This window comes from Streptomyces sp. NPDC091972, assembly GCF_044756385.1.
Lineage (GTDB): Bacteria > Actinomycetota > Actinomycetes > Streptomycetales > Streptomycetaceae > Streptomyces.
The window spans coordinates 643,042-656,817 of sequence record NZ_JBIVSV010000002.1 but is presented as its reverse complement, the minus strand read 5'-3'; the positions used below and the strand labels follow the sequence as shown (position 1 = coordinate 656,817).

Annotated in this window: 14 protein-coding genes; 9 read left to right on the top strand and 5 right to left on the bottom strand. The window is 73.4% G+C overall.

Translation table 11 applies throughout. The features are described from left to right. Positions 1 to 116 precede the first annotated feature (116 nt). Positions 117 to 1,589 (bottom strand): beta-1,6-galactanase, encoded by a 1,473-nt coding sequence (locus ACIQJT_RS08220; protein WP_402640959.1) that lies wholly within the window; start codon positions 1,587 to 1,589, stop codon positions 117 to 119. Between the two features lie 360 nt (positions 1,590 to 1,949). Here ACIQJT_RS08220 and ACIQJT_RS08215 point away from each other — a divergent pair, with 360 nt between their 5' ends. Continuing rightward, positions 1,950 to 2,747: a class E sortase gene (locus tag ACIQJT_RS08215; RefSeq protein WP_402641342.1), complete on the top strand. Its 798-nt coding sequence runs from the start codon at positions 1,950 to 1,952 to the stop codon at positions 2,745 to 2,747. 226 nt (positions 2,748 to 2,973) lie between these two features. On the opposite strand, the gene ACIQJT_RS08210 is transcribed toward ACIQJT_RS08215, so the two are convergent. Then, on the bottom strand, positions 2,974 to 4,365 hold the full coding sequence (locus tag ACIQJT_RS08210; protein WP_402640956.1) for an MFS transporter: 1,392 nt from the start codon (positions 4,363 to 4,365) through the stop codon (positions 2,974 to 2,976). A gap of 68 nt (positions 4,366 to 4,433) precedes the next feature. Here ACIQJT_RS08210 and ACIQJT_RS08205 point away from each other — a divergent pair, with 68 nt between their 5' ends. From ACIQJT_RS08205 to ACIQJT_RS08190, 4 genes are all read left to right on the top strand, one after another. Further along, positions 4,434 to 4,961, top strand: a complete 528-nt coding sequence (locus ACIQJT_RS08205) for a winged helix-turn-helix transcriptional regulator (protein WP_402640953.1) — start codon at positions 4,434 to 4,436, stop codon at positions 4,959 to 4,961. A 35-nt stretch (positions 4,962 to 4,996) separates the two neighbouring features. Continuing rightward, a complete protein-coding gene (locus ACIQJT_RS08200) occupies positions 4,997 to 5,308 on the top strand; it encodes a DUF6412 domain-containing protein (RefSeq protein ID WP_365449843.1) in 312 nt (103 codons plus the stop codon). Between the two features lie 86 nt (positions 5,309 to 5,394). Next, positions 5,395 to 6,108, top strand: a complete 714-nt coding sequence (locus tag ACIQJT_RS08195; RefSeq protein ID WP_402640950.1) for a YidC/Oxa1 family membrane protein insertase — start codon at positions 5,395 to 5,397, stop codon at positions 6,106 to 6,108. Between the two features lie 116 nt (positions 6,109 to 6,224). Next, the gene (locus ACIQJT_RS08190) at positions 6,225 to 7,082 is read left to right on the top strand and encodes a fumarylacetoacetate hydrolase family protein (protein WP_402640947.1); all 858 of its coding nucleotides are present in this window, start codon (positions 6,225 to 6,227) and stop codon (positions 7,080 to 7,082) included. 96 nt (positions 7,083 to 7,178) lie between these two features. Here ACIQJT_RS08190 and ACIQJT_RS08185 read toward each other — a convergent pair whose 3' ends face one another. The 3 genes from ACIQJT_RS08185 to ACIQJT_RS08175 are packed head-to-tail and all read right to left on the bottom strand — an operon-like array spanning position 7,179 to position 9,660. Next, entirely contained in the window at positions 7,179 to 8,036 is an 858-nt protein-coding gene (locus tag ACIQJT_RS08185; RefSeq protein ID WP_402640944.1) for an LLM class F420-dependent oxidoreductase, read from the bottom strand. A gap of 44 nt (positions 8,037 to 8,080) precedes the next feature. After that, positions 8,081 to 8,590, bottom strand: a complete 510-nt coding sequence (locus ACIQJT_RS08180; RefSeq protein WP_053853297.1) for a heme-degrading domain-containing protein — start codon at positions 8,588 to 8,590, stop codon at positions 8,081 to 8,083. Then, positions 8,587 to 9,660: a Gfo/Idh/MocA family oxidoreductase gene (locus ACIQJT_RS08175; RefSeq protein WP_402640941.1), complete on the bottom strand. Its 1,074-nt coding sequence runs from the start codon at positions 9,658 to 9,660 to the stop codon at positions 8,587 to 8,589. The genes ACIQJT_RS08180 and ACIQJT_RS08175 overlap by 4 nt, the downstream gene beginning before the upstream one ends. Before the next feature lie 56 nt (positions 9,661 to 9,716). Here ACIQJT_RS08175 and ACIQJT_RS08170 point away from each other — a divergent pair, with 56 nt between their 5' ends. From ACIQJT_RS08170 to ACIQJT_RS08155, 4 genes are all read left to right on the top strand, one after another. Then, positions 9,717 to 10,895: an ROK family protein gene (locus ACIQJT_RS08170; protein ID WP_402640938.1), complete on the top strand. Its 1,179-nt coding sequence runs from the start codon at positions 9,717 to 9,719 to the stop codon at positions 10,893 to 10,895. A gap of 474 nt (positions 10,896 to 11,369) precedes the next feature. Beyond that, positions 11,370 to 12,095, top strand: a complete 726-nt coding sequence (locus ACIQJT_RS08165; protein WP_402641340.1) for a hypothetical protein — start codon at positions 11,370 to 11,372, stop codon at positions 12,093 to 12,095. Between the two features lie 112 nt (positions 12,096 to 12,207). Then, complete coding sequence (locus tag ACIQJT_RS08160) at positions 12,208 to 12,987, top strand: HAD-IIA family hydrolase (protein WP_053853155.1); 780 nt, start codon at positions 12,208 to 12,210, stop codon at positions 12,985 to 12,987. Between the two features lie 86 nt (positions 12,988 to 13,073). Then, positions 13,074 to 13,601 carry a hypothetical protein gene (locus tag ACIQJT_RS08155; protein ID WP_365449857.1) on the top strand — a complete coding sequence of 176 codons (528 nt, stop codon included), beginning with the start codon at positions 13,074 to 13,076 and terminating at the stop codon, positions 13,599 to 13,601. Positions 13,602 to 13,776 lie beyond the last annotated feature (175 nt).

Sequence of the window (13,776 nt, the reverse complement as noted above, 5' to 3'; positions counted from 1 at the left end):
GTCAAAGGAGAGAGAGGTGCAGGCCAGGGGCCGGTTGGCGGGAAGGGCCCCTGGCCTGCACCACGTCGGCCTCGGACCGGCTTCGGACCGGCCTCGGACCGGCACTCGGCTCGGTCTCAGATCGTCACGCCGTCGATCTGGAGTGTCTGCACCGCCTTCGCCGCGAACGGCACCGCCACCGACTTCCCGCTCAGGAAGGTGTTGGAGTACGACGCGTACTTGTCGCCGCCCGTCGTCACCGTGTTCCAGCGCGGGACCAGGCCGCCCGAGCCGCCCGTCACCGTCGTGAAGCGGGACAGGTCGAAGGTCAGGGTCTGGGCGGAGGTGGAGGTGTTCAGGGCCACGATGACCAGGCGCCTGGCCGCGGCGTCGTAGGCCGCGACCGCGTTGCTCACGCCCGTGTCGAGGATCTTCATCCCGGGGCGGATGTGGCGGCTGAACTGGGCCAGCACGTAGTACTTCGTCTCGATCGCGCCGGCCTGGAGGGTGCCGGCGTCGTACTTGATCACTCCCCAGCCCGCCGTCGGGTCCATGACCTGCCAGTAGACCCAGGCCGTCGGGTGCAGCCAGCGGAAGTCGTAGAGGAGGTTGAAGGCCGTGGTGTAGCCGGTGCCGTCGCCGTCGCCGGTCTCGGAGTTCCACAGCTTCTTGCCGGCCGTGGTGACCACGTCCGTGTAGAGGAGGTCCCTGCGGCCGCTCGACCCCTGGTAGCCGTGCACGTTGACCTGGTCGACGTACCCCTTCGTGGTCGAGCTGAAGGAGTTCCAGGTGGTGCGGGCCAGGTCGTAGCTGGTCTCGTCGGAGGCCGAGATCCGTACGCCGGTCAGGCCGCGGCTGTTCAACTCGCTGCGCAGGTACGGCAGTACGGCCGACTGGACGCTCGCGTCCAGGTGGCAGCCCTCCTGCGTGCCGGTCGCCGTCCACCAGGACGAGGAGGGCTCGTTGAAGGCGTCGACCGTCGCGAAGTTCACGCCCCAGTTGTTCCTGGCGTAGAGGGCCACCGAGGCGAGGTGGGAGGCGTGCTGGCGGTAGTTCCAGGACTGGAGGTTGTTGCCGCCGTCCGAGGCGCCGGAGGGGTTGTGGTTCAGGCACATCCACCACATCGGGGAGTTCGCGAAGAGTTCCGAGGTGGCGCCCCGGGCCGTGGCCTTCACCAGCATCGCCCGCTGGTTGGCGTCCGCCGTCCAGTCCCACGCCGAGGACGTGGGGTTCTCGTTGTTCCAGTCCTGCCAGTAGCCCTCGATCTGCTTGAAGGCGGGGATGTTGGGCGAGGCGACCATGGCCGAGCCGTTCACGGTGTTCCAACTGCACGCGCCCAGGTTGTAGCGGGCGATGTTCAGGCCGAGGCCGGGGAGCGAAGTGCCGTTGTACGAGGTCGACTTGGTGGTGAAGAAGATGTCGGCGAAGTCGTCCCGGGCGCCGAACACGTTGGCCCACCAGGCGAGCGAGGTGCCCCAGCCCTCCCAGGTGCCGTACGAGGTTCCCGGGCTGACGGCGATCGTGGCGTCCGCACGGGCGGTACCGGTGGCCAGCGCGCTGCCGAGGAGGGTGCCTCCTGCGGCTGTCAGCAGCGTTCTGCGTCGGATCATGGCTACTCCGAACTCCGATGGATGGACGCGGCCTTGTGACCCGCGTCGTGGCCTGCCCCGTTCATGCCAAACGAAGCATCGGGTGTGGCCAGGAAGGTTGTCGAGGGTTCTGACAGCCCTTCTTAAAACCGGTGGAGGAAGTTCGGTATACCGGACACGCCGACCGCCGCTCCGGCCCGGCGAAGCCCGCGGCACTGGTGACTTGAACGCCCCGGCCTTATCGTGCGGGCGGCCCCGGCCGAGGAGGCGTGACCCATGCGGCAGCACATCGTGCACCGGCGGCAGCGGACCGGGTACCGGCGGCAGCACATCGTGCACCGGCGGCAGCGGACCGGGTACCGGCGGCAGCGGACCGGGTACCTGCGGCTGCGGATCGTGCACCACGGAACCCGGCGCCGGCGCGAGCGCCTTCGGCGCGCGGTGCGGGCGGGCGGCGAACTCCTCGTCACCGGGGGCCTCGTCCTGCTGCTCCTGGTCGTGCACCAGCTGTGGTGGACCAACCGGGAGGCCCGGGAGGGCGCCCGGCGCGAGGTCGAGGTGCTGGAGCGGGAGTGGGAGCGGGGCCCGGGGGCCGACTCAGGCTCCCCGTCGACTTCCCCGGAAGCGGGGGAGGCGGGGGAAGCGGGGGATGCGGGGGGAGCGCGGGAACAGCGGCAGCCGCGGGAGTCCTCGGCCGATCAGGGCCCCCGTCCCGCCGTCCCGGACCTGTCCCGGGCCTACGCGGTCCTCCGCATCCCCCGCCTCCACCTCCGCGTCCCCGTCGCCGAGGGCGTCGGCCGGCGCAGTGTCCTCAACAAGGGGTACGTCGGCCACTACCCCGGCACCGGACAGCCGGGCGGCGCCGGGAACTTCGCGCTCGCCGGGCACCGCAACTCCCACGGCGAGCCTTTCCGGTACGTCGACCGGCTCGTGCCCGGGGACACCGTGCGGGTGGAGACGCGGAGCGCGGTGTACACGTACGCCGTGGACCGGACCCTGCGCCGGACCTCGGCCCGCGACTCGGGGGTGATCGCCCGTGTTCCGCGCTCGTCGGTCCGCCCCGCCTTCGGGTACACCGCGCCCGGTCACTACCTCACCCTCACCACGTGCACCCCGGAGTACACGTCCCGGTACCGGCTGGTGGTGTGGGGCAAGCTCGTCTCGGCGCGGCCGCGCTGAGAACCGCGCCTCCCGTACCGGGCTCACCGTTCCCGCGTCTTCCGTACCGGGCTCACCGTTCCCGCGTCTTCCGTACCGGGCTCACCGTTCCCGCGTCTTCCGTACCGGGCTCACCGTTCCCGCGTCTCCCGTACCGGCCTCACCGTTCCCGCGTCTCCCGTACCGGCCTCACCGTTCCCGCGCCTCCCGTACCGGCCTCACCGTTCCCGCACCTTCCATACCGCCCTCACCGCTCCCGCAGCCCCACCACGCTCCCCGCCGCCACCAGCGCCAGCACCGCCGACACCACCATGGCGATGTCCGCGCCGTGGGCGAGGCCGCCGCCGGAGGAGGTGGCGATCGCGATGGTCAGGGCGACTCCGGCGCAGGAGCCGATGTAACGGAAGGTCTGCTGGGCGCCCGAGCCCATCGCCGCGCGCGTGGCCGGGACGGACTCCACGGCGGCCAGCGGGAGCGCCGCGTTCAGCAGGCCGCTGCCGACGCCGGCGACGACCAGGCCGGGCAGCAGCCGTACCCAGGACCCCGCGTCCAGTGAGCCGAGCATGGTCAGCACGCCCGCCGCGTGCAGCAGGAAGCCGATCGCGAGCTGCCAGCGCGGCGGCACCCGGCCGGCCAGGCGCCGGGCCTGGAGGGCGACCGCGAAGGACAGCCCGGACCAGAGGAGGAAGAGCCAGGCGGTGTCCATCGCGGACAGGCCGACGGTCTGCTGGAGCAGGGCCGGGAGGAAGCTGAACAGGCCGATCACCGCGAGACCCGTGAACAGTCCGCTGGAGGAGGACGCGAGGAACCGGCGGTGGCGCAGCAGCTCCAGGTCGATCATCGGCGTCGCGGAGCGGCGTTCCACCGCGGCGAACACGGCGAGCAGGACCACGAACGCCAGCAGCAACAGCCCGACCGGTGCCCGCAGCCAGCCGTCCCGGCCCAGGGTCAGCGCGGCCACCAGGGCGACCAGGGCGAGCCCGAAGGTCACGGCTCCGGCGAGGTCGGGGCGGCCGCCGCGCGGGGCCCGGGACTCCGTCAGGAGCCGTGCGGACAGGGCGGCCACGAGCACGGCGGCGGCGCCGAGAACGCCGTACGACACTCTCCAGTTCGGCATCGCGCCGCTCAGCAGGGGGCCGACCGCGATGCCGCCGCTCACGAACGCGCCCCAGACGCCGGTCGCGTGCAGGCGGCCCCTGGGTGAGGGGTAGGCGTGGACGATCAGGCCGAGGCTGCTCGCGAGGAGCGCCGCGCTGGCCGCGCCCTGGGCGATCCGGGCCAGGGTGAACAGCCAGGTGGACGAGGTCAGGGCGCCCAGTGCCGTGGTGAGGCCGAGGGCCAGGGTGCCCGCGACGAAGATCCGGCGGCGGCCGTAGTCGTCGGCGAGGCTGCCGGCGACCAGGAGGAGGGCGGCGAGGCCGAGCGGGGTGCCGTTCAGGAGCCAGGCCTGGGCGGAGAGCGGGGTGTGCAGGTCGGCGACGACGTCGGGGAGCTGGACCACCGGCGCGGTGTACGTCATGAGGGCCACGGCGGTGGCGGCGCTGGTCAGGGCCAGGGTGGGCCCGGGACGGGCGGGCGCGTCGGGAGCGGGCGCCGGCGCCTCGACCTCAGTAAGGGTTCGTTCATTGAACTTGGGCATGCCGAGCACCGTAGCAGAGTAGGTTCGGTCATTGAACCCATGACCGGAAAATGGTTACAGTGGGCGGCATGGCACTGGGCAAGGACTACGCGACACAGGAATGCTCGATCGCCCGCGCGCTGGAGATCGTCGGCGAACGCTGGACCCTGCTCGTGGTCCGCGACGCCCTCTACGGCGTCCGGCGCTACAACGACTTCCTCGTCCACCTCGGCATCCCGCGCGCGGTCCTCGCCACCCGCCTCCAGATGCTCACCGAGGAGGGGATTCTGGAGAAGCGCCGCTATCAGGAGTCCCCGCCGCGCGACGAGTACGTCATCACCGAGCGCGGCATCGCCCTGTGGCCGGCCCTGCGCGCGCTCGGCCGCTGGGGCCGCGAGCACCACGGCGAGAGCGCGCTGCGCACCTTCCACCACGCCGAGTGCGGCACCGAACTCGGCTCCTGGGGGGAATGCCCCGCCTGCGCCACCGTCGTACCCGTCGCGGACGTGCTCATGGTGCCGGGCCCCGGGCTCGACACGGACCCGGCCGACCCGGTCAGCCGGGCGCTGCTCCAGCCGAGGAGGCTCCTTCAGCCGATCACGGTCGATCAGGTATAACCGGGGGAGGACTCGCAGCGAGAGGGGGAGTGGCCGTGACGCGCCGCTGGACGACACCGCGTCCCGCCGCCGTGCTGCTCTTCCTCCTCCTCGACGTCGTCCTCCTCGACGCCGGCAGCCTCTCCGCCGCCGTCGCGCTCGCCGCGACCGCCGCGGCCGGCTCCGCGTTCGTCGCCTGCTCGCTGATCGCCTCGCGCTGCGCGCCCGCCGTACCGCCCACCCGGGTCCGCACGGCCATCCGCGACCGCGCCCGCCGTACGGCCTTCCTCCAGCAACGCGACCCCGACGCCAAGGGTCGCTCCCGCCCCCGAGCGCCCGGTCACGCCCGCCCGGCGACCGCCGCGTAGGGGCCCACTCTGTACGGACACCCCGCGCGGGTCGTCATGCCGCTTTCCCCGTTCCCGGCACGACGAGACCCCCGGAGGGCTCACCCATGTCCGTCTTCGCTGATCTGGTCCAGCACCTCGCCGACCTGCTCCACCCCCTCTTCGGCGCCACCGCGGCCGCCGCCGCGATCGTCCTGTTCACCGCCCTCGTACGACTGCTCGTGCACCCCCTGTCCCGCGCCGCCGCCCGCGGGCAGAAGGCCCGCACCCGGCTCCAGCCGAAGATCGCCGAGCTGCGGAAGCGGCACAAGGACGATCCCGCGGAGCTCCAGAAGGCCGTGATGGCGCTGCACGCCGAGGAGAAGGTCTCACCGCTGTCCGGCTGTCTGCCCGGACTGTGCCAGCTCCCCGCGTTCTTCCTGCTGTACCACCTCTTCTCCAACACCACGATCGGCGGCAGCGCGAACGAACTGCTGAGCCACGAGCTGTTCGCCGCGCCGCTCGGCGGACGCTGGGCGGACGCGCTCGCTCACGGCGGGGTGTTCGGGGCGGCGGGACTCGTGTACGTCTGCCTCTTCGCGTTCGTGGTCGTGGTGGCGACCTTCAACTACCGCCGCACCAAGCGGATGATGGCCGCGAACCCGGTCGTGCCGGTGAGCGACGGGCAGCCGGTGCCCGGGGCGGGCGCGGTGACCAGGGTGATGCCCTTCATGTCCTTCTTCACGCTCTTCACCGTGGCGGTCGTGCCCCTGGCGGCCGCCCTGTACGTGGTGACCAGTTCGACGTGGGCCGCGGTCGAGAGGGCCGCCCTCTACCGCTGACCGGTCCAGTCCGTGAACCGGGTATTGCGGACGGGACACGCAGCTTGGAGGATCGACCAGTCATCCGATGGCTGCACCCGTCGGAGGACGCCCCGCGATCGAGGGAGATAGTGATCATGAAGTTGCTGCGAGTCGGTACGGCGGGAACGGAGACGCCCGCGCTGCTCGACGCCGACGGGGTCCTGCGCGACCTGTCCGGTGTCGTGCACGACATCGACGGGACGCTGCTCGCCGACGACGCGGCACTCGGCCGGGTCCGCGCGGCCGCGCAGGCCGGGGACCTGCCGGCGCTGGACGCCACGGGGCTCCGCGTCGGACCGCCGGTCGCACGGATCGGGAAGATCGTCTGCATCGGCCTGAACTACCACGACCACGCGCGCGAGACGGGGGCCGAGCCGCCCGCCGAGCCGGTGATCTTCTTCAAGGCCGCGGACACCGTGGTCGGTCCCCATGACACGGTGCTGGTGCCCCGCCGGTCGGAGAAGACCGACTGGGAGGTCGAACTGGCGGTCGTGATCGGGCGCACCGCCCGCTATCTGTCGTCCGCCGAGGAAGGGCTCGCCCATGTCGCCGGGTACGCGGTGGCGCACGACGTGTCCGAGCGCGAGTTCCAGATCGAGCGCGGCGGGACGTGGGACAAGGGCAAGAACTGCGAGACGTTCAACCCCCTCGGCCCCTGGCTGGTGACCGCCGACGAGGTCCCGGACCCGCAGAGCCTGTCCCTGAAGCTGTGGGTCAACGGGGAGCTGAAGCAGAACGGCACGACCGCCGAGCAGATCTTCCCCGTGGGCGAAGTCGTGCGGTACGTCAGCCAGTTCATGACCCTGTACCCGGGTGACGTCATCAACACCGGCACGCCCGCGGGGGTGGCGATGGGGGAGCCCGAGCCCAAGCCGTACCTGCGGGCCGGGGACGTGGTGGAGCTGGAGATCTCCGGGCTCGGGCGTCAGCGGCAGGAGTTCAAGGACGCGTAGGCGCTCCGCTGGAGAATCGGGGACTGCGCGTTGTTCGGCGGGTGCGGCGCCGTTGTGGCTTGTCGCGCAGTTCCCCGCGCCCCTGAAGGCCGTACCTCAACCCAGTAGAGATGCGAGCCTGCGCCAGCCCTCCCTCGGAAGGCTGTAGCGCGGGCCACCGTCCACCACCTGCAAGGCCACGTGGTCCGCGCCCGCCGCGATGAACTCGTCGACGCGGGCGCGGATTTTGTCGTCCGTGCCCCACGCGAAGACCGCGTCGACCAGCCGGTCGCTGCCGCCGTCCTTCAGGTCGTCCTCCGTGAAGCCGTTGCGGAGGAAGTTGTTGGTGTAGTTGGGCAGGCCCAGGTACAGGGCCAGGTAGTCCCGGGCCAGGGTGCGGGCCCGGGCCGGGTCGGACTCGAGGACGACCTTCAGCTCCGGAGCCAACAGGGGCGCCGTGCCGAGGAGTTCGCGGGACTTCGCCGTCTGCTCCGCGGTGATCAGGTACGGGATCGAGCCGGCCGAGCGGTCCCGCGCCAGCTCGATGGTCCTCGGGCCCAGCGCGGCCAGGACGCGGCCCCCGGCCGGCATTCCCGCCGCGTCCAGGGCGTCCAGGTAGGCCACCAGGGCCGAGTACGGGCGCCGGTACCGCTCCGCGAGCTTGGCGTGACTGACGCCCAGGCCCAGGACGAAGCGGCCGGAGTGGGCGGCGCGCAGGTCGGCGAAGCTCGCGGCGGCGTCCTCGGCCGCGTGGTCCCAGATGCTCTGGATGCTGGTGCCGACGACGATCCGGGAGGTCGCCTCCAGGAGCGGGGCGGCGTGGGCGGCCGAGCTGCTGCCGCCCAGCCAGATCGCGCCGAACCCGAGCTCCTCCAACTCGGCGGCGGCCTCGGCGCGTTCACCCCGCTGGGCCGGGTCCTCCGCGCGCAGGCCGCCGCCGTTCCAGATGCCGTGCTTTCCGATGGTCTCCTTCATGGCAGGTGCCAACGTGGCAGACCCCGGCGGTCATTCCGGCTTTGCTAGCGGTCCTTGCCCAGGAACTCCTCCAGCGCCTCGACCACCATCCGGTGGTCCTGGAGCTGGGGCAGACCCGAGACCGTCACGGTGCCGACGACACCGACGCCCTCCACCGTGATCGGGAAGGATCCGCCGTGGGCCGCGTACTCGTCCGGGTCCAGGCGCGAGGACTCCTCGAAGGTGCTGCCCTTGGCGCGGAAACGGGCGCCGACCAGGTAGGAGGCGGAGCCGTAGCGCTCCACGACCCGGCGCTTGCGGTCGATCCAGGCGTCGTTGTCCGGGGTGGAGCCGGGCAGGGCCGCGTGGAAGAGCTGCTGGCCGCCGCGGCGGATGTCGACGGCCACCGGTGCCTGCCGCTCCCGGGCCATGCCGACCAGCAGGGAGCCCAGCGCCCAGGCGTCCTCGTAGGTGAACTGCCGGAAGACCAGGCGGCGTTCCTGCGCCTCCAGCTCCTCCAGCGGCGGGGTGAGTTCCGGGTGGAACTTCGGGGTCAGCTCGGTGTTGTGCGTCACAGCTCCACCGCCACTTTGTCGTGAGCCGAACGGCGCGCCGCCTCCAGTACGTCGAGGGCGGCGGCCGCCTCCAGTGCGGTCACCGGGTTGGTGCCGCCGTCGGCAAGGGCCCTGGCCACGGCCGCATAGTAGGCGGGGTAGTCGCCGGGGAGGGTGGGGACGGGGCTGCCGCCGCCCGTCACGGGGGACTCTCCCGCGCCCAGCCGGCCCCACAGCGACTCGGGCTCCCGGCCCCAGCCGGCGCCGGTGCCGGGGCGCTCGCCCTCGCGCAGGGCCGCCTCCTGCGGGTCCAGGCCGTACTTCACATAGCCCGCCTTGGAGCCCAGCACCCGGAAGCGGGGGCCGAGTTGGGCGGTGGTGGCGGAGACGTAGAGGTGGGAGCGGACGCCGTTCGCGTGGGTGATCGCGATGAACGTGTCGTCGTCGATCTCGGCACCCGGGCGGCGGACGTCCGCCTCGGCGTACACGGAGGCGGCGGCCCCGAAGAGGGTCAGGGCCTGGTCGACGACGTGGCTGCCGAGGTCGTAGAGCAGACCTCCGATCTCTGCGGGGTCGCCGGACTCGCGCCAGCCGCCCTTGGGCTGCGGCCGCCACCGCTCGAAACGGGACTCGAAGCGCCAGACGTCGCCCAGTTCGCCCTCGTCGAGGAGCCGGCGCAGGGTCAGGAAGTCGTTGTCCCAGCGGCGGTTCTGGAAGACGGAGAGCAGCAGGCCGCGCTCCTCGGCGAGGCCGGCGAGTGCGCGTGCCTCGGCGGCCGTACCGGCGACGGGCTTGTCGACCACGACCGGCAGACCGGCCTCCAGGGCGGCGGTGGCGAGCGGGACGTGCGTCCTGTTGGGGGACGCGATGACGACGAGGTCCAGGTCGGCGGCGCGGGCGAACAGCTCGTCGGTGCCCGCGACCGTACGGACGTCCGGGAACTCGGCGCGGGCCTGTTCCTGCCGCTCGGGGTTCGAGGTGACCACCGTGTCGAGGGCGAGGCCCTCGGTGGCGGCGATCAGCGGGGCGTGGAAGACGGAGCCCGCGAGGCCGTAGCCGACGAGGCCCACGCGGAGGTCAGCAGCAGTCATGCCCTCCACTTTCGCAACGGTGTTGCCAAAGTGCAAGCGTGACGGAGAATGGCCGGGTGAACAGGACGAACGGCGGAGTCAACCTCCCGGCCCTGCGCAGCCACAACACCGCGCTCGTGCTCGACCTGCTGCGGGGCGCGGGCGCCGGGGGGATCAGCCGGCTGGAACTCGCCGAACGGACCGGGCTGACCCCGCAGGCCGTCAGCAAGATCACCGCCCGGCTGCGGGAGGCGGGGCTCGCGGCGGACGCGGGGCACAGGGCGTCGACGGGCGGCAAACCGCGGACCGTCCTGCGGCTGGTGCCGGCAGCGGGGCACGCGGTGGGCCTCCACCTGGACCGGGACGCGCTGCGGGCGGTGCTCGTGGATCTCGCGGGGACGGTGGTCCGGGAACGGCACGCCGGACTGGACCTGGGCGCGGGGGCGGAGGCCGTCGTCTCGGCGGTCGCGGGGGAGGTGGCGGGGCTGGTGGCGGAGGCGCGGGGGGCCGGACCGGACACCGAACCCGCAGCCGGGACGACGGCCCCCGGACCCGGCGCCGAGGGCGGCGCCCCGCATACCGCTGCCGGCTCCCTCCCGGCCCTCCCCTCCCTCCTCGGCGTGGGCGTCGCCCTCCCGGGACCGCTCGACCACACCAGGGGTGTGCTGCACCGCGTCACCGGCTTCCCCGAATGGGACGGCTTCCCCCTGCGGGACGCGCTCGCGCGGCGGCTCGGGGTGCCCGTCGTGGTCGACAAGGACACCAACGCGGCCGCATTGGGACTAGCGGTCGCGGGGGAGCGGGGGTCCTTCGCGTATCTGCACCTCGGTACGGGGCTCGGTGCCGGGCTCGTGATCGGCGGGGCCGTGCACCGGGGGGCGCGGACCGGGGCCGGGGAGTTCGGACACCAGGTCGTCCAGCTCGACGGACCGCCCTGCGGCTGCGGTGACCGGGGCTGCGTGGAGGCGCTGTGCCTGGCGGCGGTGGCCCGCGGCGACCTCACCGGGGCGGCCCGGGTCCTCGGCATCGCGGCCGGCAACCTCGCCGCCCTCCTCGACATCGACCTGGTCCTGCTGGGCGGCCGTACGGTGCGCGACGCCCCGGAGCCGTTCCTGCGAGGCGTCGCAGCCGTCCTCGACGAACGCGCCCGGCGCACCGGCGAGGACCCGGTCCCCGTCCGCGCCGCGACCGGCGAGGTCGCCGAGGGCGCGGCCCAGCTCGTACTGGCCCCGCTCTTCGGCCGGTCCGACGCGTGAGCTGATCGAGGGGACTTCCCAGGCCGTACGGAGCGGCATCCCCCGTCGGCCGCGGCGGCCCGGCATGGTCATGTGTTCATGCGACGGTATGTCCACGGATGCAAGCCCACCCTCCTCGGCCTCGCGGCAGCAGCCGCCCTGCTGCCGACCCCACCCGCGGCCGCCGCCCCGGCCCCGGCCCGGTTTCCCGCCGCCCCTGCGGCCGCCGACCTGGTCCCGCCTGCGCTGCCCGCCGCTCCCGAGGCTGTCGGCCTGGTCCCGGCCGTGATGCCGGCCCCCTTCACGGCCGCGGGCCTGGCTGCCGCCCAGGTGCCCGCTGCGCCCGCGGGAGCCCGCCCAGCCTTCGCCGCGCTGCCCGCTGCTCCCGGGGCTGTCGGCCTGGTCCCGGCCGCATTGGCTGGGGCTCCGGCGGCGGCCGGCCTGGGCGTCGCCCGGTTGCCCGCCGGTCCCGCGAGAGCCCGGTCGGCCTTCGCCGTGCCGCCCGCACCCCCGGCCGCCGTCGGTCCACCCCCCGCCCCCGCGCTGGTGGCCGCAGCCACCTCCAGCCCCGCCCCGGCATCCCCCTCCTCTTCCGCCGACCACTCCTGCACCCCAGTCGGCCGTTCCTTCCCCCTCGCCACCCGTATTCACGGTGGGCCCGACGTCTACGAGGGCGGGGAGTTCGGGGGCTGGTATCTGGATCTCGTGAACACGACCCGGCACACCTGTGCGGGGATCCACCCGGTCGTCGTGCTCGTCGACGAGCGGCACGCGCTGAAGCCGTCGCAGGTCCGCCTGGAGTTCCAGGACGGTGCCCGCAAGCGCGCCGTACGGTTCGAGAGCACCGACGCGGACGAGCTGGTGGGGGCGTTCGGCGGCGCCGGGCTCACCGTGGGGCCGGGCAGGACGCTCACCGTGAAGGTGCGGCTCGCCGTCACCGAGGACGCCGTACCGAACGAGGTCACCGCCAACGCGGCCGTGGTCCAGCGACACGGGGAGGACGGCGACTGGGTGGGGCAGTCCAACGACTACCGCTTCGGCATCGGCTCCGCCCCGGCCGCGCGGCACGACACCACCCCCACCCCCGAGGGCCTCCCCTTCACGGACGCGGCCGAGGAACTCGCCAGCACCGGCCCCGCCGTGGCCGCCGCCGTCCTCGGAACCGCCGCCCTCCTCCTGGTCACGGCGGGTGCGATCCTCCGGGCCCGCGGCCGCCGCTGACCCCAGGGCTTCCGGTGCCCGTCCCCGGCCGGCCGTTCCCCCAAGATCCGGCCACTGTCTAGGCTGGGGCCGACGCAGCAGGCGTACACGCGTACGGCAGGAGATCCCGCACATGGCAGACCGCAAGCCCATCGATTCGTGGCTCACCGACATGGACGGTGTACTCATCCACGAGGGCGTTCCGATCCCCGGCGCCGACGCCTTCCTCAAGAAGCTCCGCGAGTCCGGCAAGCCCTTCCTGGTGCTGACCAACAACTCCATCTACACCCCGCGCGACCTGCACGCCCGGCTGCGCCGCATGGGCCTGGACGTCCCGATCGAGAACATCTGGACCTCCGCCCTGGCCACCGCGCAGTTCCTGGACGACCAGCGGCCCGAGGGGACGGCGTACGTCATCGGGGAGGCGGGTCTGACCACCGCCCTGCACGACATCGGCTACATCCTCACCGACCACGAGCCGGACTACGTGGTCCTCGGCGAGACCCGCACCTACTCCTTCGAGGCCATGACCAAGGCGGTCCGGCTCATCAACGACGGTGCCCGTTTCATCTGCACCAACCCCGACGAGACCGGCCCCTCCGCCGAGGGCGCGCTACCGGCCACCGGCGCCGTCGCCGCCCTGATCACCAAGGCGACCGGCAAGCAGCCGTACTTCGCGGGCAAGCCCAACCCGCTGATGATGCGCACCGGGCTCAACACCATCGGGGCGCACTCCGAGAGCAGCGCGATGATCGGCGATCGCATGGACACCGACGTCCTGGCCGGCATGGAGGCCGGCATGCAGACCTTCCTGGTGCTCACCGGCCTGACCCGGCCCGAGCAGGTCGAGGACTTCCCGTACCGGCCCTCGAAGGTCGTGGACTCCATCGCGGACCTCGTCGACCGGATCTGAGGCCGACCCGAACGGAGCAACGCGGCGCCCCCCGGGATGCGGGCCCGCGGTCCCCGGGAGACCCTCCACATATCTGGAGGTTCACGATGGGTTCACTACGCCTCACTCTCTGTACCGCCGTCCTGGCTGTCGTCGCCCTCGCCCCGCCCGCGCAGGCGGCGGACGGCGGCAGCGTCTCGGTGACCCCGTCGATCCCCGCCGCCGGCGCCGACCTCGCGCTGCGGGTGACCGGCTGCGCCGGGAGGACGGCCACCGCCGCCTCGGCCGCGTTCGTCGCGAACGCCCGGCTGACGGGGGTGGGCGGCAGCCTCGCCGGCGAGACCCGCGTCCGCTCCTCTGTCGAACCCGGCCCGTACGAGGTGCGGATCACCTGCGCCGACTCCGAGGTGCGGGGCAGGATCACCGTCGCGGCGGCGACCGGCGGCAGCGCCCCGGCGTCCCCCGCGGCCCCCGTCGACGCGGGCGGCGGCTGGACCGCCACCCACCTGTCCGCCATGGAACCGCACGCCGCCGGACCCGGCACCGGGCACGCGGTGACGGGTCTGGTGCTCGCCGGGGTGGCGGCGGTGGCCGTCGTGCTGCGCCGCAGCCGCCGGAGCCGCGAGGCGGACTGACCGCCGATGTCCGACCGATTCGCCGACCCGGAAGGGGGGCGCGCCCCCCCCCGCCCCCCCCCCCGGGCGGGGGGGGGGGCGCCCGGGGGGGGGGGGGGGGGGCCGCTGGTCCGGCTGTTGGGGTGGGGGCGCGCGGGGAACCCCCGGCGGCCCCGCCCGTGCGGGGCCGGCCCCC

Excerpts from the sequence above, each read along its gene's own strand:
- ACIQJT_RS08155 (WP_365449857.1), top strand. The coding sequence starts at position 13,074 with ATGGGTTCACTACGCCTCACTCTCTGTACCGCCGTCCTGGCTGTCGTC.
- ACIQJT_RS08190 (WP_402640947.1), top strand. The coding sequence starts at position 6,225 with ATGAAGTTGCTGCGAGTCGGTACGGCGGGAACGGAGACGCCCGCGCTG.
- ACIQJT_RS08220 (WP_402640959.1), bottom strand. The coding sequence starts at position 1,589 with ATGATCCGACGCAGAACGCTGCTGACAGCCGCAGGAGGCACCCTCCTC.
- ACIQJT_RS08195 (WP_402640950.1), top strand. The coding sequence starts at position 5,395 with ATGTCCGTCTTCGCTGATCTGGTCCAGCACCTCGCCGACCTGCTCCAC.
- ACIQJT_RS08185 (WP_402640944.1), bottom strand. The coding sequence starts at position 8,036 with ATGAAGGAGACCATCGGAAAGCACGGCATCTGGAACGGCGGCGGCCTG.
- ACIQJT_RS08175 (WP_402640941.1), bottom strand. The coding sequence starts at position 9,660 with ATGACTGCTGCTGACCTCCGCGTGGGCCTCGTCGGCTACGGCCTCGCG.
- ACIQJT_RS08160 (WP_053853155.1), top strand. The coding sequence starts at position 12,208 with ATGGCAGACCGCAAGCCCATCGATTCGTGGCTCACCGACATGGACGGT.
- ACIQJT_RS08210 (WP_402640956.1), bottom strand. The coding sequence starts at position 4,365 with ATGCCCAAGTTCAATGAACGAACCCTTACTGAGGTCGAGGCGCCGGCG.
- ACIQJT_RS08205 (WP_402640953.1), top strand. The coding sequence starts at position 4,434 with ATGGCACTGGGCAAGGACTACGCGACACAGGAATGCTCGATCGCCCGC.